This is a genomic window from Streptomyces spinosus (genome assembly GCF_020400655.1).
GTDB lineage: Bacteria > Actinomycetota > Actinomycetes > Streptomycetales > Streptomycetaceae > Streptomyces > Streptomyces argyrophylli.
This window is the reverse complement of the sequence record NZ_JAINRC010000009.1, coordinates 1-19484: the sequence shown is the minus strand read 5'-3', so window position 1 is coordinate 19484 and position 19484 is coordinate 1. Positions and strand designations below refer to the sequence as shown.

The window sequence follows — 19484 nt, the reverse complement described above, 5'->3', positions numbered from 1 at the left end:
TCCCGCGGCGGCCCCGCGCTCAGCCGGTGCTCACGCGTACCTCCCCGCCGTCGGGGTCGACGCGGTGGTGCCAGCGGGCGCCGAGGGCCAGGGTGCGGTCGGGCAGGGCGGTGGGGAGGCGCTCGTGGTGCAGGAGACGGCCGTCCTGGCGGACGTACAGGACCGGCCGGCGCAGCGGGACGCCGGTGCGCAGGAGGTGGGGGACGGACGGGGCGTCAGGGGTAACACGGTTCGGCGCGATCCAGCGCAGCGGCGGTGCGACGGTCACGGGGACGCCGGGGGCCGGCCAGGGCGCGCCCGCCAGGAAGTCCAGCACCGCGCCGGCCGCCCGGGCGCCCTCGCGGGCCGCCGTGCCGGCGGGTTCCACGGCGTGCAGGATGTTGCCGGCGGCGAACACACCGGGGCGGGAGGTGTGCAGGGAGCCGGCGACGGCGGGGCCGCGGGTGCCGGGGTCCAGGGTGAGTCCGCCGCGCCGGGCCAGTTCGTGGTCGGGGACGAAATCGCCGGTGAAGACCACGGTGTCACAGGGGAGGACGGTCGTACGGCCGTCCCGGTGGCGGACGCGGACGCCGGACAGGCGGCCGTGGCCGAGGAGTGCGGTGACGGTGGTGCCGGTCAGCAGCGGGACGCCGTGGCGCAGCAGGGCCGCCCGGGCGCGGGCGCGGCCGGTCTGGGCGCGCGGGTGTTCCGTGACGAGGGCGACGACCTCGGCGCCGGCCGCGCGGACGGTGTCCGCCGCCGCGTAGGAGACGTCCGCCGCGCCGACGACGACCGCGCGGGTGCCGATGTGCTGCCCGAACAGGTGGACCGCCTGCTGGAGTTCGCCGGTGGTGTAGACGCCGGCGGGGCGGGTGCCGGGCACCAGCCGGGCGGGACGCGGGCGTTCGCGGGCACCGGTGGCGAGGACGACCGCCCGTGCCGTGACGGTCTCCGGGCCGCCGGGTCCGACGGCGGTGAGCACGGGTCCGTCCGGCGCCCAGTCCAGCGCCGTCACGCCGGTGCGGACGGTGGCGCCCGCGCGCTCGGCGGCCTGGGTGAGCAGGCGGGCGTACCCGGGGCCGGTCAGCGGGTGCGTCCAGGTGCCGAAGCCGCCGTGGGCGCAGTGCCGGGGCACTCCGCCGGGCCGCGCCTCCCGCTCCAGCACCTCCACGCGTCCGGCGCCGGCGGCGGCCAGCCGCGCGGCGGCGGCGAGCCCGGCGGGGCCGGCACCGACGACGAGGACGTCCACGTGCCGCGGGGCCGTCAGGGCGTCCGGGTGACGCGGGGCGGTCATGGCCTCGCCCCCCGCTCGAACAGGTCCCGTACCGCCGCCCCGCAGTAGAACCCCTGGCAGCGGCCGGACCGGGCGCGGGTGCGGCGGCGCAGGCCCTCCAGGCTGCGGGGCGGGACCGTGCCGGCGAGGGCGTCGCGGATCTCCCCGCGGGAGACGCGCTCGCAGTGGCAGACGAGGGTGCCGTACTCGGGGTCGGCGGCGATGAGGTCGGGGCGCTGGTAGGGGCGCGGGAAGGCCTCGCCGAGGTTGGGCATGGTCACCGGGTCCGGCTCCCGGACCGGGCCGAGGTCGAGGCCGCCGTCGGCCAGCAGTCCCACGACGTGGGCGGCGATGGCCAGGGACGCGGTCAGGCCGGTGGAGCGGATGCCGCCGACGGTGACGTACGCCTGCCCGGGGTGCGCGGTGATGCGGTAGTCCTCGTGCCCGGTGGCCGCGCGCAGCCCGGCGTAGACGGCGGTGACCTCCTCCTCCACCAGGGCGGGCAGGATGCGCCGGCCCTGTTCCCGCAGCGCGGCCGTGCCGTCGGCGGTGGATCCGGTGGCCCGTTTGTCGTGCAGGTCCTCGGCGGTGGGGCCGAGCAGGACGTTGCCGTAGACGGTGGGGGCGACCAGGACGCCCTTGCCGAGGGCGGTCGGCACGGGGAGGAGGATGTGCCGCACCAGGGGGCGGGCGAGCTTGTCGTAGACGAGGAGCTGGCCGCGGCGGGGGGTGACGGTGAAGTCCTCGTGGCCGAGCGCGCGGTCCAGCGTGTCGGCGTGCAGTCCGGCCGCGTTCACCAGGTGGCGGGCGCGCAGGGTGCCCCGGCTGGTGGTCAGCACGTGCCCGTCCGGGGAACTCACCTCGCGGACGGCGGTGTTGAGGTGCAGATCGACGCCGGAGCGGACCGCCTGGGTGGCGTAGGCGAGGGTCGTCGTCCAGGGGCAGATGATGCTCTCGCCGGGGACGTGCAGGGCACCGAGCGCGCCGGGGCCGAGGCGGGGCTCGCGGGCGTACAGCTCCCCGGGGCCCAGCAGGGCGGTGTCGTGGTACGCGTTGCGCTCGGCCTTCCCCGCCAGCCGGGGCAGCGCGGCGAGCTGTTCCTCGTCCCAGGCGACCAGCAGCGCGCCGACCCGCTCGACGGGGATGCCGCTCCCGGCGGCGTAGGCACCGAGGAGCGCGTACCCCTCGCGGACCAGGCGGGCCTCCAGGGTGCCGGGGGCCGCGTCGAAACCGGTGTGCAGGATCGCGGTGTTGGCCTTGGAGGTGCCCTGGCCGACATCGTCCTGGGCCTCGACCAGGGCGACGCGCAGCCGGGGCCGGCGGGCGAGTTCGCGGGCGATGGCGCAGCCGACGACACCGGCGCCGACGACGGCCACGTCGTAGGGCGCCGTGGGCAGCGGTCCGGCCGCGGTGACGCTCACGCGCCGAGGAGGGCCGCGACGGCGGCGCGGAAGCCGGCGCGGCGTTCGGCGGCCTGGTCGGCCGGGATGCGGGGCTCGTACACGGTGGCGGGTCTCCCGTCGGGCAGGGCGTCCGCGACGCTCAGACCGGGGTCCGCGCCGAGGCGCGCGAGGGTGGCGGCGCCGAGCGCGGTGGCGTCGGCAAGCGCGGACACCTCCACGGGGCGTTGCAGCAGGTCGGCCTGGGTCTGCATGAGGAGCGCGGAGCGGGTGAGGCCGCCGTCGACGCGGAGCGTGGTCAGGGGCGCGCCCAGGTCGCCGGCGGCGGCCTCGGCGAGTTCGGCGACCTGGGCGGCGATGCCCTCGCACAGGGCGCGCACCACGTGGCCGGCGGTGGTGTCGAGGCCGAGGCCGGTGAGGGAGCCGCGCAGGTCGCCGCGCCACCAGGGGGCGGCGAGTCCGGCGAGGGCCGGGACGAAGGTGACCCCACCGCTGTCGGGGACGGTGCCGCCGACCGGGTCGAGGTCGGCGGCACCGGAGAGGACACCGAGGTCGGTGAGCCAGCGGACGGCGGAGGCGGCGGTGTACACCTGGCCGTCCAGGCAGTAGCCGGTGTGTCCGGCGAGCCGCCAGGCCACGCAGCTGACCAGCCCGGAGTCGCCGCGCCGGGGACGGTCGCCGGTGTGGGCGAGCAGGAACGCGCCGGTGCCGTAGGTGCACTTGGCGGCGCCGGGCCCGGTGACGCGCTGGGCGAGCAGGGCGGCCTGCTGGTCGACGATGAGTCCGGTGAGGGGGATCTCCCGGCCGAACGCGCGTGTGGTGCCGATCCGTTGGGCCGCGTCGGTCACCTCGGGGAGGCGTTCGCCGGCCAGGCCGTAGAGGTCGAGGGCGCGCGGGGACCACTCGGCGCGGTCCAGGTCGAGCAGCTGGGTGCGGCCGGCGGTGGCGGCGTCGGTGGCGAAGGCGCCGGTGAGGCGGTGGACGAGCCAGGCGTCGGAGGTGGTGACGACGCCCTCGCGGGTGAGGTGGCGGCGGATCCAGGCCATCTTCGGCGCGGCGAAGTACGGATCGAGGGGCAGGCCGGTCAGCTCCCTCAACTCATCCGAATGCTGGACCAGTTCGGCGCACACGCTCTCGGCCCGGCGGTCCTGCCACACCAGGGCGTCGGTCAGCGGGCGGCCGGTGTCCGGGTCCCAGGCGAGGACGGTCTCGCCCTGGTTGGCGAGGCCGAGCGCGACGACGTCCTCACCGGCCTCGGCGAGCGCGCTCCGGCCCGCCTCCACCACCGAGTCGTACAGCCGCGCGGGGTCCACCTCGACCAGGCCGCCGGGCAGGTGGCGGGGGCGCACCTCGGCGAAACCGGTACCGAGGACACCGCGTTCGGGGCAGACCACGAGCGCCTTGGTGCCGGACGTGCCCTGGTCGACGGCGAGCACCGGTCCGGTCATCGCGCGCCCTCCGCGTCGACGGGCCGGGCGTCGTACGCCCGTGTCCGTCCCGCGCCCCGCGCAGCGGCCTGGAAGATCACCGCGTCAGCCTGCCGCCGTCGCGGCCCCGGAGTCAAGGTCCCGCCCCGGTCCTCAACTCGCCCTGTGGCTTGTTGATTTGGCAACAATGGTACGGCGGAACACACGCCTCTATAGTGACCGCCGACCACAGGAGACATCTTCATCACCGCCCAGGGGAGGGCTGTTGCAACGTCACCCCGCCACCACGCCCGTGCGCCCGTGGCCGGGGGCCGGCGGCTGATGGCCAGAGACGGAGCCCGCCCCTCCTACGACCCCGCCGGCCCCGACCACGCGCTGCGCGCCGCGCTGCAGGAGCTGCGCACCGGCCGCTGGATGGCCATGCGCGCCCTGCTCGCGGAGACCACGCGGTGGTGGCAGTGGACCCAGCGCACCCAGGTGCTGGCGGCGGCCGCGGCCGGCACCGACGTGGTGCGGGCCTGGCTCACCGAGGAGCCGGACAGCGCGCACGCGGTGGTGATGCACGCCCGCGTCGGCGTCGAGCGCGCGCTGCGGGCCCGCCGGGAACGGCACCGCCGTACCCATGAGCTGTGGATCGAGGCGTGGGACGCCGCCCAGTCCGCGACCGTGGCCGCCCCGCGGGACCCGGTGCCCTGGGTCTGCCTGCTGGCTCTGGCCCAGCTCGACCCGGAGCAGCGCTGGGAGGAGCACCGGATCGCCGCGCCGGAGCCGATGCTGCCGCCGGGCCCCTGGGGGCTGCTGGCCGAGGCCGGAAAGCGCGACCCGTTCAACCGCGAGGCCCACCACCGGATGCTCCAGTTCCTGTACGCGCGCGGCGGTTCGGGCCGGCTCGCGGAGGCCGCCGGGTACGCGCAGTGGGCCGCTGGCCAGGCCCCGCCCGGCTCGGCGCTGCACCTGCTGCCGCTGTACGTCCGGGTCGAGCGCTACCGCCGGGACAGCGGGCACGACGCGGCGCTGGACCTGCACTGGGTGGTGGAGGAGGCGACCCGGGAGGCGCGGCGCGCGCTGCACTCGTGGTTCGAGCGGACGGAGCCCGCCGAGCGCGGGCTGCCGGACCTCAACCACCTGGCGCACGCGCTGTGGGGCTCGCTGCAGTTCCCGGAGGCGGCACGGGTGTTCGACGCGATCGGCCCCTACTTCACCCCGCCGCCCTGGATGTACCGCACGCCGGACCGGGACCGGGCCGTGGAGGTCTTCGTACAGGCCCGGGACCGCTGCCGGGCCGCCGCGAAGGGCTCCCGGCCCGGACACCGCCCCTGACCACCGCGCCCGCACACCACCCCGGAGCCCCCCGCGCCACCCCTTCGCCCCGCCCCCTGAACGACCCCGTTGCACGTGCCCGTCCGACAACCGTTGATCCAGGAGGTCCCCGCGTGTCCCCCACCCCCGGTCCCTCGCCCGCCCCCTCCCCCGGTCTGCCGCAGCAGGACGAGGAGCAGCGGCTGCGGGAACTCGGCTACAAGCCGGTACTGGCCCGCCGCATGGGCGGCTTCGGCAACTTCGCGATCAGCTTCTCGGTCATCTCGATCCTGTCCGGCTGCATGACCCTGTACGGCTTCGGCCTGAACACCGGCGGCCCCGCCGTGATGCTCTGGGGCTGGGCGGGCGTCGGCCTGTTCGTGCTGTGCGTCGGCCTCGCGCTCGCCGAGGTCACCAGCGCCTACCCGACCTCCGGCGCCCTGTACTACATGGCCGACCGGCTCGGCGGCCGGCGCTGGGGCTGGTACACCGGCTGGCTGAACCTGCTGGGCCTGCTCGGCGCGATCGCCGGCATCGACTACGGCGCCGCCCTGTTCACCGGCGCGTTCGCCAACCTCCAGTGGGGCTTCGAGCCGACGCCCGGCAGGACCATGCTGATCTTCTGCGCGATCCTGCTGCTGCACGCGGTGCTGAACCTGTTCGGCGTGCGCCTGGTCAGCCTGCTCAACTCGGTCAGCGTGTGGTGGCACCTGGCGGGCGTGGCGCTGATCGTCGGCGTACTGGTGATCGTCCCGGACCACCACCAGTCGGCGTCCTTCGTGTTCACGAAGTTCGTCAACGAGACCGGCTGGGACAACCCGCTGTACGTGGCGGCGGTCGGCCTGCTCCTCGCGCAGTACACCTTCTCCGGCTACGACGCCTCCGCCCACCTCTCCGAGGAGACCTCGCACGCCTCGGTGGCCGCCTCCCGCGGCATCGTCCGCGCCATCTGGGTGTCGTGGCTGGCCGGTTTCGTACTCCTCGCGGGCCTCACCTTCGCCATCCAGGACTACGACGCCACGCGCACCACCGGCACCGGTGTACCGCCCGCCCAGATCATGCTGGACGGCCTCGGCGCCGACGGGGCCGGCGCCCTGCTCCTCGTGGTCATCGTCGCCCAGCTGTTCTGCGGCAACGCCGAGGTCGCCGCGGCCAGCCGGATGGTGTTCGCGTTCAGCCGGGACGGCGCGCTGCCCGGCTCGCACCTGTGGCGCAAGGTCAGCGGGCGCACCCAGACGCCGGTCGCGGCCGTCTGGCTGTCCGTCGTCGTGGCCTGTGTCCTCGCCCTGCCGTCGCTGTACTCGGCGACGGCGTACAACGCGGTGACCGCCATCAACGTCATCGGCATCACCCCGGCCTACGCCATCCCCGTGTTCCTGCGGCTGCGGGCGGGCGACCGTTTCCGGCCGGGTCCGTGGCAACTGGGGCGCTGGAGCAGGCCGGTCGGCTGGGTCGCCGTCGTGTGGGTGGCGTGCGTGACGGTCCTGTTCTGCCTGCCGCAGTCGTCGCCGGTCACGGTCGACACGATGAACTACGCCTCCGTCGCCCTCGCCGTGGTCCTCGTCCTGGCCAGCGTCTGGTGGTACGTCGCCCGCCGGTCGTACGGCACCCCCACCACCGCCGCGTACGGCAGCGACCGCGACCAGGCGGACCTCGCGGAGGGCATCGTCTGAGCCGGCTGCCCGAGGAGCGCCGGTCCCGGTTCTGACCGGTGTGCCGGATGCGGCAGGATGAACGAGCGCGCCGGTCACCGGAGTTCCTCCGGCCGGCGCGGTCGCACATCCCGGACTTCGAGCAGGTGACAACGTGACGAGACTTCACAGACGGTGCTCCGCAGCGGTTCCGCGCCCCGGAGGTGACCGGTGAACCGCGCGCTGACCCTGGACGACCTCGTCCTCGCCGGCATCGCCGTGGCGGCGGGCCTGGTGCTCGCCTTCATGTCGCGCACCCTGCTGCGCTGGCTGGCCAAGCACGCCAAGCGGACCCGCTGGAGCGGCGACGACGTCATCGTGGACGCGCTGCGCTCGGTCGTGCCCTGGGCGGCGATCGCCGGCGGCGCGGCGGCGGCAGCGGCCGTGCTGCCGCTCACCCGGACCGTCCAGCGCCACGTGAACCAGGCGCTCGAGGTCTGGCTGATCGTCGTGGTGACCTTCTCCGCGGCCCGTGTGATCGCCGGCCTGGTCCGTTCGGTGACCCAGTCGCGCTCCGGGGTCGCGGGCTCAGCGACGATCTTCGTCAACATCACCCGCGTGCTGGTGCTGGCGATCGGCTTCCTGGTCGTCCTGCAGACCCTCGGCATCTCCATAGCGCCTCTGCTCACCGCCCTGGGCGTCGGCGGTCTGGCGGTCGCCCTGGCGCTCCAGGACACGCTCGCCAACCTCTTCGCGGGCGTCCACATCCTCGCCTCCAAGACCGTCCAGCCGGGTGACTACATCCGGCTCAGCAGCGGCGAGGAGGGCTATGTCGTGGACATCAACTGGCGCCAGACGACCGTCCGCCAGCTCTCCAACAACCTGGTGGTCATCCCCAACGGCCAGCTCGCCAAGGCCAACATGACCAACTTCACGCGGCCGGAGCAGGAGCTGACCGTGCTGGTGCAGGCGGGGGTGAGCTACGACTCCGACCTGGAGCACGTCGAGCGGGTGACCGCCGAGGTGGTCACGGAGGTCATGACGGAGGTCACCGGCGCCGTGCCGGAGCACGAGCCCGCCATCCGCTTCCACACCTTCGGCGACTCCCGGATCGGGTTCACGGTGATCCTCGGCGTCGGCGAGTTCAGCGACCAGTACCGGATCAAGCACGAGTTCATCAAGCGCCTGCACCGCCGCTACCGCGAGGAGGGCATCCGCATCCCGGCCCCCGCCCGCACGGTCTCGCTCCAGCAGGGCACCGCGGTGATCCCGCAGCAGCGCAGCGGGCAGGGCGCGGTGCCGGGGCCGCAGAGCACGGAGTAGCCCGGCCGCGAAGTCCTGACCGGCACGTACGCTGGAAGCAGCATGACGACGCCGGCCCCGGACCCCCGCACGCTCGACCGGCGGCTGGACGCGCTCGCGCGCCAGCCGTTCCGGGCGAAGTTCCACCTGCGCGGGCGGGACCGGGCGACCGCCGCCCTGAAGGGACCGGCGACCCTGCGGTGGCACGCGTACGACCTGATCGCGAAACGGCTGGCGCCGGCCGAGCCGTACAAGGACGGCCGGCAGACGCCGTACCGCGGTCACCCGGTCTTCGTCGCCCAGCACGCAACGGCCACCTGCTGCCGGAGCTGCCTGCAGCGCTGGCACGGCATCCCGAAGGGGCGCGCGCTGACCCGTACCGAACACGCGTACGTGGTGGAGGTGATCAGCCGGTGGATCGCGCGGGAGATGACGGACGGGGGTTCTTCCGGCCAGGACCCCTGTCGATCCGACCCCGGGCACGAGATATCTTGATGTCGAGCAATGTTGCAGACGTGGAGCGGAGCACCCGGTGACTGACTCGACCATCATCTACACCTACACAGACGAGGCCCCGGCCCTGGCGACGCATTCGTTCCTGCCGGTGATCCAGGCGTACGCCTCGCAGGCCGGTGTGCCCGTGGAGACGCGTGACATCTCGCTGGCCGGGCGCATCATCGCCGTCTTCCCCGAGTACCTGAACGAGGACCAGCGCATCCCCGACGCGCTGACCGAGCTGGGCGAGCTGGCCAAGACCCCGGCGGCCAACATCATCAAGCTCCCGAACATCTCGGCGTCCATCCCGCAGCTGAAGGCCGCCGTCGCCGAGCTCCAGGGCAAGGGCTACGCGCTGCCGGACTACCCGGACGACCCGAAGACCGACGAGGAGCGCGAGATCCGCGCCCGCTACGACAAGGTCAAGGGCTCCGCCGTCAACCCGGTGCTGCGCGAGGGCAACTCCGACCGCCGCGCCCCGGCCTCGGTGAAGAACTACGCCAAGACCCACCCGCACCGCATGGGCGCCTGGACCTCCGAGTCGAAGACCGACGTGGCGACCATGGGCGAGAACGACTTCCGCTCCACCGAGAAGTCCGTCGTCGTCTCCGAGGACGGCGCCCTGAAGATCGAGCTGGTCGGCGAGGACGGCACCACCACCGTCCTGAAGGAGTCCGTGCCGGTCCTCGCGGGTGAGGTCGTCGACGCCTCCGTCATGCGCGTCGCCGAGCTGAACTCGTTCCTGGCCGCGCAGGTCGCCCGCGCCAAGCAGGAGGGCGTCCTGTTCTCCGTGCACCTGAAGGCCACGATGATGAAGGTCTCCGACCCGATCATCTTCGGTCACGTGGTGCGCGCCTTCTTCCCGAAGACGTTCGCGAAGTACGGCGAGACCCTCAAGGCCGCCGGCCTCACCCCGAACGACGGCCTCGGCGGCATCCTGAAGGGCCTGGAGAACCTGCCCGAGGGCGCCGAGATCAAGGCCTCCTTCGAGGCCGAGATCGCCGAGGGCCCGGAGCTGGCCATGGTCGACTCGGACAAGGGCATCACCAACCTGCACGTGCCCTCCGACGTCATCATCGACGCCTCCATGCCGGCCATGATCCGCACCTCCGGCCACATGTGGGGCCCGGACGGCCAGGAGCACGACGCCCTCGCCGTCATCCCGGACTCCTCCTACGCCGGTGTCTACCAGGCCGTCATCGAGGACTGCCGGGCCAACGGCGCCTACGACCCGTCCACCATGGGCTCGGTCCCGAACGTCGGCCTGATGGCGCAGAAGGCCGAGGAGTACGGCTCCCACGACAAGACCTTCGAGATCCCGGCCTCCGGCACGGTCCGCCTGACCGACCAGGCCGGCAACGTGCTCATCGAGCAGCCGGTCGCGCAGGGCGACATCTTCCGCGCCTGCCAGACCAAGGACGACCCGATCCGCGACTGGGTCAAGCTGGCCGTCACCCGCGCCCGCGCCACCGGCGACCCGGCCGTGTTCTGGCTGGACGAGACCCGCGCCCACGACGCGCAGCTGATCGCCAAGGTCAAGCAGTACCTGCCGGAGCACGACACCGAGGGCCTGGACATCCGCATCCTGTCCCCGGTCGAGGCCACCAAGCTGTCGGTGGAGCGCATCCGCCGCGGCGAGAACACCATCTCGGTGACCGGCAACGTGCTGCGTGACTACCTGACCGACCTCTTCCCCATCCTGGAGCTGGGCACCAGCGCCAAGATGCTCTCGGTCGTCCCGCTGATGGCGGGCGGCGGCCTGTTCGAGACGGGCGCCGGCGGCTCCGCGCCGAAGCACGTCCAGCAGCTCGTCAAGGAGAACTACCTGCGCTGGGACTCCCTCGGCGAGTTCTTCGCCCTGGTGCCGTCCTTCGAGCAGTACGCGGCGGCCACCGGCAACACCCGCGCCAAGGTCCTCGCCGACACCCTGGACCGCGCCACGGCGACCTTCCTCAACGAGGACAAGTCCCCGACCCGGCGCGTCGGCGGCATCGACAACCGCGGCAGCCACTTCTACCTGTCCCTGTACTGGGCGCAGGAGCTGGCGCGGCAGACCGACGACGCCGACCTGGCCAAGGCCTTCGCCCCGCTCGCCGAGACCCTCGCCGCGAACGAGCGGAAGATCGTCGAGGAGCTGAACTCGGTCCAGGGCTCCCCGGCCGACATCGGCGGCTACTACCAGGTCGACAAGGCCAAGGCGGACGCGGTGATGCGTCCGTCGGCCACCTGGAACGAGGCGCTGGCGTCGCTCGGCCAGTAACGTCCAGGTGACGTGTCCCTCCGCCCCGGCCGGGTCTCCCGGCCGGGGCGGAGGCGTGCGGGGGCGGGGGCGTTGTCAGTGCCGTATGGCACCTTGATCGTGCACGTTCCCGCCACCACCTCAGGAGCAGCCGGTGTCCCAGGCCATCCCCTCGTTCGACCTCCTCCCCGGCGCCGCCGACTCGCCGGTGCTGCTGCACGTGCCGCACTCGGCGCGGGCGGTACCGCGGGACGTGCGCGCCGGGATCGTGCTGGACGACACCGCGCTGGAGCGGGAGCTGGACCACATCACGGACGCCCACACCGCCGAGATCGCCGAGCGGGCCGCCGCGCTCGCCGGGCTCCGGCCCTGGCGGTTCGTGAACCGGCTGTCGCGGCTGGTGGTGGACCCGGAACGGTTCCCGGACGAGCGGGAGGAGATGCTCGCCGTCGGCATGGGCGCCGTGTACACGCGGACCACCCACAAGGGTGAGCTGCGGCCCGCGGACACCGACCCGGAGCCGCTGCTCGCCCGCTACTTCCGGCCCTACGCCGCGGCCATGACGCAGGCCGTGGCCGGCCGGCTGGCCGCGACCGGGCGCGCGGTGATCATCGACGTGCACTCGTATCCGGCCCGGCCGCTCCCGTACGAGCTGCACGGCAGCGGGCCGCGCCCGCCGGTGTGCCTGGGCACGGACGCCTTCCACACCCCGCCGGAGCTGACCGAGGCCGCCCGCAAGGCGTTCGCCGGCTGCGGCGAGACGGGCCTGGACAGCCCGTTCGCGGGGACGTACGTGCCGCTGGAGTTCTACGGCACGGACGCCCGGGTCGGCGCGCTGATGGTGGAGATCCGGCGGGACACGTACATGACGGAGCCGGGCGGCCCGGCCGGCCCGGGCCTGGACCGTCTCGCCGCGGCGCTGGCGGCACTTGTCGACGCGGTGTAGCCGTCCGGCCGGTGGAGCGGACCACCGGGGGCACGCTGGTGCTGGCGGAGGGCGCCGCCACCGGCGGTCGCCGCGCACCGCGCGGCGATCTGCCGAACGGGCCCCGCGAGCCGCTGCCCCGGCAGCCGTGCCCAGTCCCTGTCCGGGCGCCCGGCTCCCCCGCCGGGGAGTGCTGGTCGCAGGGGGGCGTCCCGGCGTCGGCAGGACCGCCGTCACCGCGCACCAGGCGGCCAATCCGCGCCGCGCGCCCCGCGAGACCGGCCCGACCCGGCACGCCCCGCTCGCGCCCCCTGGCCGGGCACACGGCTCGCCCCCGAAGCACACCGCCCAGCCCCGGCCCGGCCCGGCCAAGCCCGGCTCGGCCGGCCCGGCTCGGCCAGTCCGATCCGGCACGCCCCACTCGACCCGCGGCCAGGCATACGCCTCCCGCGACGCACACCGCCCAGCCCTGGCCCCAGCCCGACCCCGGCAGCCCCTGCCCAGCCCCTCACCCGGCACGCACCGCTCGGGACTCCCGACCAGGCACACGGTTCGCCTCCCCCGACGCACACCGCCCAGCCCCAGCCGGACCCGACCCCCGCCCGACCCCGACACGCCCCGCGACCCCGGCCAGGCACACTCCTCCCGCGACGCACACCCGCCCAGCCCCAGCCGGACCCGACCCAGCCCGGCTCCGGCACGCCCCGCTCGACCCCCAGCCAGGCACACAGCTCGCCTCCCCCGACGCACACCCGCCCAGCCCCGGCCCGGCCAGCCCGGCTCGGCCGGCCCGGCCCGGTACGCCCCCAGCCGGGCCCGGGTAGCTCCGGGAACGCGGTCCGGGTTCCCGTCGCGTCAGGTCGGCAGGGGTCCCGTCTCTCCGTCCGGGTGGGTTCGTCAGGCCCGGAGCCACTCCGTGACGATCACCTCCGCGCCGGTGCGCAGGCGCAGGGCGAAGGGGCCGGACGGCGGGGTGGTGCTGGTGAACCGGCCGAGGGGGTCGGCGGTGAGCGGGGCGCGGGCAGTCTGCGGGCCGCCGAGCACCTCGATCCGCGCCGGCTGCGGCGGCAGCAGCTGGCCGATCAGTCCGTCCTCGGTGACCTCGACGTCGACGGTCGTCTCGCCCGCGCGGAACGTGAGCATGCGCGGCGCGTCGGTGACCCCCCTGATGGGCAGCGCGTCCACGAGGGAGTCGAAGGTCAGCTCGGCGAGCCGGGCGTCCAGCTCGTGCAGCGCGAACGCCTCCAGGGCCGCCTGGACCAGCTCGGCCGGGACCGGGTCCAGGACGGCGGCCGCCTGGCGCAGCTCCTCCTCCAGCAGCCCGTCCACGAACTCCTCCGGCCCCCCGGGCATCCCGTCGTCGCCGTTCACACCGCACCCCGCGTGTCCATCCGGGCCCGCAGCCGGCGCAGACAGCGCTGGCGGAGCGGGCCGATGCTGCCGACCGCGATGCCGAGGGCGGCCGAGATCTCCCCGTAGCTGGGCGGCGGCGAGGCCATCAGCACGCGCAGCAGCTGCCGGCAGCGCTCGCCCAGTCCGTCCAGCTCCTGCCACAGGCGGCGGACCCGCTCGGCCCGGTCTGCCGCCTCCTCCAGATCGATCAGCGTCTCTTCCGGTGTCCGGTCCTCGCTGGCCCGGTCCAGCACCCGCGGATCGTCGGTCAGGGTCAGCCGCGCCAGGCCCTTGAGCACCTTCAGGCACTCGTGCCGGGCGGTACTGGCCAGCCAGGCACCGGCCTTGTCGGGTTCCCGGATGCGGCCGAGGTGCTGGGCGAAGCGGAACCAGGTGGTCTGGAAGACCTCGTGTCCGTCGGCGTCCGACAGCCGGTGTGCCCGGACCACCGACCACACCAGCGGACTCATCCCTTCCACCAGCGCCTTCCAGGCCGCGGCGTCCCCGTCGACGGCGGACTGGACCAACGCGCCGACCTCTGTTCGGTCCACGGCTCCACCCCTTGTGTACGGCCTGTCATCGTACGCCGCGGAGCGGAGGGTTCCGGCCGTCATGCGGGCAGCGCCGGGAGCACGACGGGGACGGGTCGCCAGGTGGGCGGCCGGAGCGCCGCGACCCGCGTCCCGCGCACCTCGGCCCCCTCCGCGTCCGCCGCCAGCAGCCCGGCGCCGGCCGCGCGCGGGTCGCGTTCCCGGTACGCCGTCATCCGGGCGGCGACGAGTCCCGCGGCCACCGGGGTGGCGAAGGAGGTGCCGCTCCACTGCGCGAGGCCGTCGAACATCACCTGGTCCGGCTTGGCGCCGGTGCTCTCCCGGCCCTCGCTCAGCACACCGGTGTGGCGCGGGAACTGACAGGTGCAGGCGTAGTCGGCGTCGCCGAACCGGCAGGCGTCGTAGGTGGAGTGCTGGTAGACGTACGGCACGGGCGCGGTGAAGCCGGTGAGGGCGCTGGTGAGGCGTTCGCCGGGGGTGTGGACGCGCACCCACGGCCCGTGGTTGGTGAAGCAGGCCCCGGACACGCCGTCCGCGCGCAGGGCGCCGACGGACAGCACACAGTCGGCGAACCCGGGCAGGCCGGCGTAGGCGGCGGGCCAGAAGGGGACGTCGCTGCCGTTGTTGCCGGCGGCGGCCACCAGCAGGGTGCGCTGCTCGCGCAGTTCCGCCATGAACGCGTCCAGGCCGATCAGGCCGTCGGTGTCCGCGCTGGGTGTGCCCGCGGAGAGGCTGATGATGTCCGGCCAGCCGCCCCGGTCGACCGCGTCGAAGAGCAGGGCGCCGAACTCCGACTCCAGGACGGCGCCGGCGTCGTTGAGCGTGCCGCGCACGGTGATGTCGGTGTTGGGGGCGACGGCGGCGAGGATGCCGGCGATGAACGTGCCGTGGCCGACGTACTGGCGCAGCACGCCGTCGGCGTCGGTCTCGGTCAGCTGGGCGTCGCCCGTGGTGTGGGCGAGCAGCGGGTAGGAGCGGTGGTCGTGCACCAGCCCGGTGTCGACCACGAGGACGCCGACCGCGGTGGCCGGGTCGTAACTCCCGTCGGCGGGCGCGGGGTTGGCGGTCCCGGTGCGCGGGACGGGCACGGGTTCGTCGCCGGGGCAGGCGTTGACGTTGCCCGCGATGTGCACCACGTGGTTGCGGCCGGCGAGCCGGCGGCCCTGGCGGTCCTCGGCCTCGCGGACCGCGCGCAGGGCGTGCGGGACGCTGTCCTCGCCCTCGGCCGGGTCGCCGACCCGGATGCGGGTGACGCCGGTGCGGCCGGCCCGCGGGCCCACGCGGCGCACGTGGTCGGGGACGAGCCCCCGGGTCTCGGTGAAGTGCGTGCGCACGGCGTCCTCGACGAACCGGGCCTCCTCGCCGTCCCGGACGAGGACGACGCCCTTCTCGTAGAAGTACCCGGCGGAGTCGTCCGGCCCCATGGTGAGGGGGACGTCCGGCAGGGAGCGCTGGATGTGGTGGAACTGCTCGTGGAACCGGTGTGGTGCCATGTGGTGTCCTCCCCCTCGAGACGGTGTCCGACAGTGAGAGCCGCGGGACCGCCGTCTGATACAACAGGCCACTACCATGCGAGACGTGACAGCGGGAAGCGAGCCGGTTCTCGAACTGCTGCCCATGGTGTTCGCCGATCCGGGCGAGGCCCGGGCACGTGCCGAACACGTCCTGCGTGCCGCTCCGTCACCGGTCCACGCGAGCGTCGCCCATCAGGTACTCGGCATCTGGCAGCGGGACTTCGGGGATCTGCGCATCGCGCTGAGGCATCTGCGGCGGGCCCGGGACCTGGCCGCGCGGGCCGAGTCGGCCGACCGGGAGGCCGATGTGCTGGCGACCCTCGGGGTCGCACTGGTGCACGCGGGGCGCACGCGGCAGGGGCTCGCGTCCTTCGAACGGGGGGTCGCCCGGGGCAGCGGGCACACCCGGGCGCGGGTGCTGTACCGGCGGGCCTACGTGTGGTGGGTGCTGGGGCACCACCGCGAGGCCCTGGAGGACGTACGGCGGGCCCTTCCCGTCCTGCGCCAGGTCGCCGACGACATCTGGACCGCGCGGGCGCTGACCCTGCGGGCCACCGTGCACCTGGCGCTCGGCGCGGTGGAGCGGGCCGTCGCCGACTTCACGGCGGCGGAGCGGCTGTGGGACACCACCGGCCAGGAGCACGACAAGGCGGACGCGGTGGAGAGCCGGGGCCTTGCCGCGTTCCGCTCCGGGGACATCCCGGCGGCGCTGCGGCTGCTGGACGAGGCCGAGGAGCGCTACGCGAAGCTGGACACCCCCACCTACAACCTGTCCATCCGGCGCTGCGAGGTGCTGATGGCGGCGGGGCTCGCCCCGGAGGCGCTGGCCGAGGCGGACGCGGCGATCGCGCTGCTGGACCGGATCGGCGGGCAGTCGACCCGCAAGGCCGAGCTGCTGCTGGCCGCCGCGCGGGCCGCCCGTTCGGCCGGGGAGGCGCACACCGCCATAGCCCGCGCGGCCGTGGCCGTACGGCTGTTCGCGGCGCAGCGCCGCACGTGGTGGGAGACGCACGCCCGGCTGGTGCTGATCGAGGCGCGGGTGGCGGCCGGGCGCCGGTCGGGGCGGATGGTCGCGGACGCGGCGGCGGTCGCCGAGCGGCTGGCCTCCTTCGGCTCCCCGGCCGCGCCCGAGGCCTCGCTGCTCGCCGGCCGGATCGCGCTGGCGCTGGGCTGGACGGCGGACGCGGAACGGCACTTGGCGGTGGCCGCGCGCAGCCGGCACGGCGGGCCGCCGCCGGCCCGGATGACGGGCTGGGCGGCACAGGCGCTGCGGGCGCGGGCGGCCGGTTCCCGGCGCGGTGTGCTGGAGGCGTGCCGGCGCGGCCTGGACGTGCTGGACGACCACCGGATGACGCTGGGCGCCTCCGAGCTGCGCGCCCACGCGACCGCGCAGGGCGCCGAACTGGCCGCGCTGGCGCAGGAGGTGAGCCTCGCCGAGGGCTCTGCGCGGCGGCTGCTCGGGTGGAGCGAGCGCTGGCGGGCGACGGTGCTGTCCGCGCCGCCGACCCGGCCGCCCGACGATCCGGCGCTGCTGAGCGGGCTGACCGCCTACCGGGAGATCGCGGCCCGCGCGGAGGCCGCCCGGATGGAGGGCCGTCCCGTGCCGGCGCTGGAGCGCGAACAGCGGCGCCTGGAGAGGGAGATCCGCTCGCGCACCCGGCACATCGGCGGGGCCGCCGCCGACGCGGGCGACCGTCTCGACGTGGGCCGGCTGCTGGACCGGCTCGGTGACGGGTGGCTGGTCGAACTGGCGGTGGTCGACGGCCGGGTGCACGTCCTGCTGTGCGGGCAGGGGAAGGTGCGCCGGTTCGCCGGTGGCTCGCTGGCGGAGGCGGTGGCCGAGGCCGAGCATGTGCAGGCCGGGCTGCGGCGGCTCGCGCACCCGGGTGCCGAGGCGCGGCTCCCTGTGGTGGAGGCGGCCGGCCGGCGCCTGGAAGAGCTGCTGCTGGCCGGGGCGGTACGGCACCTCGGCCCGGGTCCGGTGGTGATCGTGCCGCCGGGCGCGCTGCACCGGGTGCCGTGGGCGCTGCTGCCCGCGCTGCGGGAGCGGGTGCTCAGTGTGTCGCCGTCGGCGGGGAGCTGGCTGCGCGCCCGGGAGACGGGGCCGCCGCCGGACGGCCCGCCCGTGCTGGTGCGCGGTCCCGGCCTGGCGACGGGCGGCGCGGAGGTACCCGAGCTGGCGGACCGGTACGGCACGGCGACGGTCCTGGAGGGCGACGACGCGCAGGTGCCGCGGGTGCTGGCGGAGCTCGACGGCGCGGGCCTCGCCCATCTCGCGGCGCACGGCACGTTCCGCGCCGACAGCCCCCTGTTCTCCGCCCTGCGCATGGCCGACGGACCGCTGATCGTCCACGACTTCGAGCGGCTGGCGCGCAGCCCGTACCGGATCATCCTGTCCAGCTGCGACACCGCCCGCCTCGCCTCGGTCGGCGCCGACGAACTCCTCGGTCTGGTCACGGCGTTGCTGCCGCTGGGCACGGCCGGGGTGGTGGCGAGCAGCGCCCCGGTCAACGACGCGGCGGTCGTCCCGCTGATGCTGGCCCTGCACAAGGGCCTCGGCGCGGGCCTCTCCCTGGCCGAGGCGCTGCGGGACGCCCGTGCGGCCCTGCCGGGCGACGCGGTGCACCAGGCGACGGGCTGGGCGTTCGCCGCGTTCGGCGCGGCGTGAGCGGGGGGCGCGTCCTGCCGGGTCTCCGCCGTGGGGAGGTCTGTCTGCCCGCGCGTGGGGAGGTCAGCGTGTCAGGGCGCGCCGATGTCGCCCCGGGGGCATCCTGTGAGCACGGGTGAGCGCCGGGGCAGCGACGAGAAGGGTCCGGTCATGCGGGAGTCGTCACAGGACGTTACGGTCGTGGCTCTCCTGGCGGATCCGGACGCCCCGACGGAGATCGCGCGGCACATGGCCCGGGTACTGCCTGCCCGGCTCGCCGACAAGGCGGGCGAGGGGCGACGGTTCGACGTGAAGGTGGTCAGTGAGCCCTTCACCGCGGGGACCGAGGACCTGGCCACGCTGATGCACCGGATCATGGACCGTACGCGAGCGGAGGACTGGGACGTCGTCGTGGCCCTCACCGACCTTCCGCTGCACTCGCACGGGCACAAGCTCGTCGTGGAGCTGAGTCATGAACACGGCGTGGCGCTGCTGTCCCTCCCGTCGCTGGGGGGGCTGCGGCTTCGGCGAAGGGCCCTGCGGGCGGTCGAGGAAGCCGTGCTCAGCTTGGCGGCTCCGCGAGCCGCGGGGGAAGAGGAACCTTCCCGGCCTCGATCGCTGGGACGTTTCGCCAGTCGTCTTGCGCCTATCCACCCGGGTCCGATCGGTGAGGGGGAGATCGCCGATCTGCGGTACGTCGTCAGCGGGCCGGGCGGTTACCTGAGGGTCCTCGGCGGTATGGTCCGCGCCAACCAGCCCTGGCGGCTGGTGCCGGGCCTGTCGAAAGCCCTGGCGGCCGCCCTCGCCACGGGAGCCGTCGCCACCGTGAACTCCACCCTCTGGAGCCTGTCCGAGGCCCTGAGCACGCCGCGTCTCGTGATCGCCATGGTCGGGTCCGTCGCGCTCATGATCGGCTGGTTGATCGTGGACGCGCACCTGTGGCACCGGTCGAAGGACGCCTCGCCGGAGGAGAGGAAGAGGACGACTCTCTACAACGCGTCCACGGTCGTGACCTTGGGCATCGGCGTGATCGTCTGTTACGCGGGTTTGATGGTCGTCAACTTGGTGTGGGCGCTCTTCATCCTCAACGACAAGGTCTTCGCCTCGATGACACGGACCCCGCTGCATGCCACGGAGTACTGGACGCTGTCCTGGTTCGTCGCTTCGATCGCCACGGTGGGCGGCGCGCTGGGATCCGGTCTGGAGAGCGACGAGGCGATCCGGGCGGCTGCCTTCTCCAAGCGCGAACAGGAACGTCGCCGTATGCGGACGGACGACCATGACGACCAGCCGGCGACCTGAGCCGGGGACGTGCCGTGGACCGGTTGCCGTCCGAGCGCGAAAGATCTGCTGATCGGTCGGTCAAGGGCTGTTTCGCGTCGAAGGGGGACGGGGACCCGCATCGCACGT

General features: G+C 74.6%; 14 protein-coding genes. 8 read left to right on the top strand and 6 right to left on the bottom strand.

Annotated features, from left to right (window positions below; genetic code table 11):
• Positions 1-19: 19 nt before the first annotated feature.
• The 3 genes from LG395_RS18060 to LG395_RS18050 are packed head-to-tail and all read right to left on the bottom strand — an operon-like array spanning position 20 to position 4100.
• Entirely contained in the window at positions 20-1273 is a 1254-nt protein-coding gene (locus LG395_RS18060; protein ID WP_225810447.1) for an NAD(P)/FAD-dependent oxidoreductase, read from the bottom strand.
• A complete protein-coding gene (locus LG395_RS18055; protein ID WP_225810446.1) occupies positions 1270-2673 on the bottom strand; it encodes an FAD-dependent oxidoreductase in 1404 nt (467 codons plus the stop codon). The genes LG395_RS18060 and LG395_RS18055 overlap by 4 nt, the downstream gene beginning before the upstream one ends.
• A complete protein-coding gene (locus tag LG395_RS18050) occupies positions 2670-4100 on the bottom strand; it encodes an FGGY family carbohydrate kinase (protein WP_225810445.1) in 1431 nt (476 codons plus the stop codon). The genes LG395_RS18055 and LG395_RS18050 overlap by 4 nt, the downstream gene beginning before the upstream one ends.
• Before the next feature lie 300 nt (positions 4101-4400).
• Between LG395_RS18050 and LG395_RS18045 the strand changes: the two genes are divergently transcribed.
• From LG395_RS18045 to LG395_RS18020, 6 genes are all read left to right on the top strand, one after another.
• Entirely contained in the window at positions 4401-5399 is a 999-nt protein-coding gene (locus LG395_RS18045) for a hypothetical protein (RefSeq protein WP_225810444.1), read from the top strand.
• A gap of 113 nt (positions 5400-5512) precedes the next feature.
• Entirely contained in the window at positions 5513-7051 is a 1539-nt protein-coding gene (locus LG395_RS18040; protein WP_225810443.1) for an amino acid permease, read from the top strand.
• Positions 7052-7240: 189 nt separating this feature from the next.
• The gene (locus LG395_RS18035) at positions 7241-8332 is read left to right on the top strand and encodes a mechanosensitive ion channel family protein (protein ID WP_171150681.1); all 1092 of its coding nucleotides are present in this window, start codon (positions 7241-7243) and stop codon (positions 8330-8332) included.
• Between the two features lie 42 nt (positions 8333-8374).
• Entirely contained in the window at positions 8375-8806 is a 432-nt protein-coding gene (locus tag LG395_RS18030) for a DUF4186 domain-containing protein (protein ID WP_171150682.1), read from the top strand.
• 37 nt (positions 8807-8843) lie between these two features.
• The gene (locus LG395_RS18025) at positions 8844-11066 is read left to right on the top strand and encodes an NADP-dependent isocitrate dehydrogenase (RefSeq protein WP_225810442.1); all 2223 of its coding nucleotides are present in this window, start codon (positions 8844-8846) and stop codon (positions 11064-11066) included.
• Between the two features lie 133 nt (positions 11067-11199).
• Entirely contained in the window at positions 11200-11991 is a 792-nt protein-coding gene (locus tag LG395_RS18020; RefSeq protein ID WP_225810441.1) for an N-formylglutamate amidohydrolase, read from the top strand.
• 876 nt (positions 11992-12867) lie between these two features.
• On the opposite strand, the gene LG395_RS18015 is transcribed toward LG395_RS18020, so the two are convergent.
• Genes LG395_RS18015 through LG395_RS18005 form a run of 3 tightly spaced genes read right to left on the bottom strand, consistent with a single transcriptional unit; the run spans position 12868 to position 15406 of the window.
• Positions 12868-13323, bottom strand: a complete 456-nt coding sequence (locus LG395_RS18015; RefSeq protein WP_225810646.1) for a hypothetical protein — start codon at positions 13321-13323, stop codon at positions 12868-12870.
• A gap of 14 nt (positions 13324-13337) precedes the next feature.
• Positions 13338-13976 carry an RNA polymerase sigma factor gene (locus LG395_RS18010; protein ID WP_225810440.1) on the bottom strand — a complete coding sequence of 213 codons (639 nt, stop codon included), beginning with the start codon at positions 13974-13976 and terminating at the stop codon, positions 13338-13340.
• Positions 13973-15406, bottom strand: a complete 1434-nt coding sequence (locus LG395_RS18005; RefSeq protein ID WP_225810439.1) for a S8/S53 family peptidase — start codon at positions 15404-15406, stop codon at positions 13973-13975. Before LG395_RS18005 ends, LG395_RS18010 begins: the two co-directional genes overlap by 4 nt.
• A gap of 76 nt (positions 15407-15482) precedes the next feature.
• Between LG395_RS18005 and LG395_RS18000 the strand changes: the two genes are divergently transcribed.
• Together LG395_RS18000 and LG395_RS17995 are read left to right on the top strand one after the other, a co-directional pair.
• On the top strand, positions 15483-18095 hold the full coding sequence (locus LG395_RS18000) for a CHAT domain-containing protein (protein ID WP_225810438.1): 2613 nt from the start codon (positions 15483-15485) through the stop codon (positions 18093-18095).
• A 150-nt stretch (positions 18096-18245) separates the two neighbouring features.
• The gene (locus LG395_RS17995; protein WP_171150689.1) at positions 18246-19376 is read left to right on the top strand and encodes a hypothetical protein; all 1131 of its coding nucleotides are present in this window, start codon (positions 18246-18248) and stop codon (positions 19374-19376) included.
• Positions 19377-19484: the final 108 nt, after the last annotated feature.

Excerpts from the sequence above, each read along its gene's own strand:
- LG395_RS18060 (WP_225810447.1), bottom strand. The coding sequence starts at position 1,273 with ATGACCGCCCCGCGTCACCCGGACGCCCTGACGGCCCCGCGGCACGTG.
- LG395_RS18050 (WP_225810445.1), bottom strand. The coding sequence starts at position 4,100 with ATGACCGGACCGGTGCTCGCCGTCGACCAGGGCACGTCCGGCACCAAG.
- LG395_RS18045 (WP_225810444.1), top strand. The coding sequence starts at position 4,401 with ATGGCCAGAGACGGAGCCCGCCCCTCCTACGACCCCGCCGGCCCCGAC.
- LG395_RS18030 (WP_171150682.1), top strand. The coding sequence starts at position 8,375 with ATGACGACGCCGGCCCCGGACCCCCGCACGCTCGACCGGCGGCTGGAC.
- LG395_RS18015 (WP_225810646.1), bottom strand. The coding sequence starts at position 13,323 with ATGCCCGGGGGGCCGGAGGAGTTCGTGGACGGGCTGCTGGAGGAGGAG.
- LG395_RS18010 (WP_225810440.1), bottom strand. The coding sequence starts at position 13,976 with ATGACGGCCGGAACCCTCCGCTCCGCGGCGTACGATGACAGGCCGTAC.
- LG395_RS18005 (WP_225810439.1), bottom strand. The coding sequence starts at position 15,406 with ATGGCACCACACCGGTTCCACGAGCAGTTCCACCACATCCAGCGCTCC.
- LG395_RS18000 (WP_225810438.1), top strand. The coding sequence starts at position 15,483 with ATGCGAGACGTGACAGCGGGAAGCGAGCCGGTTCTCGAACTGCTGCCC.
- LG395_RS17995 (WP_171150689.1), top strand. The coding sequence starts at position 18,246 with ATGCGGGAGTCGTCACAGGACGTTACGGTCGTGGCTCTCCTGGCGGAT.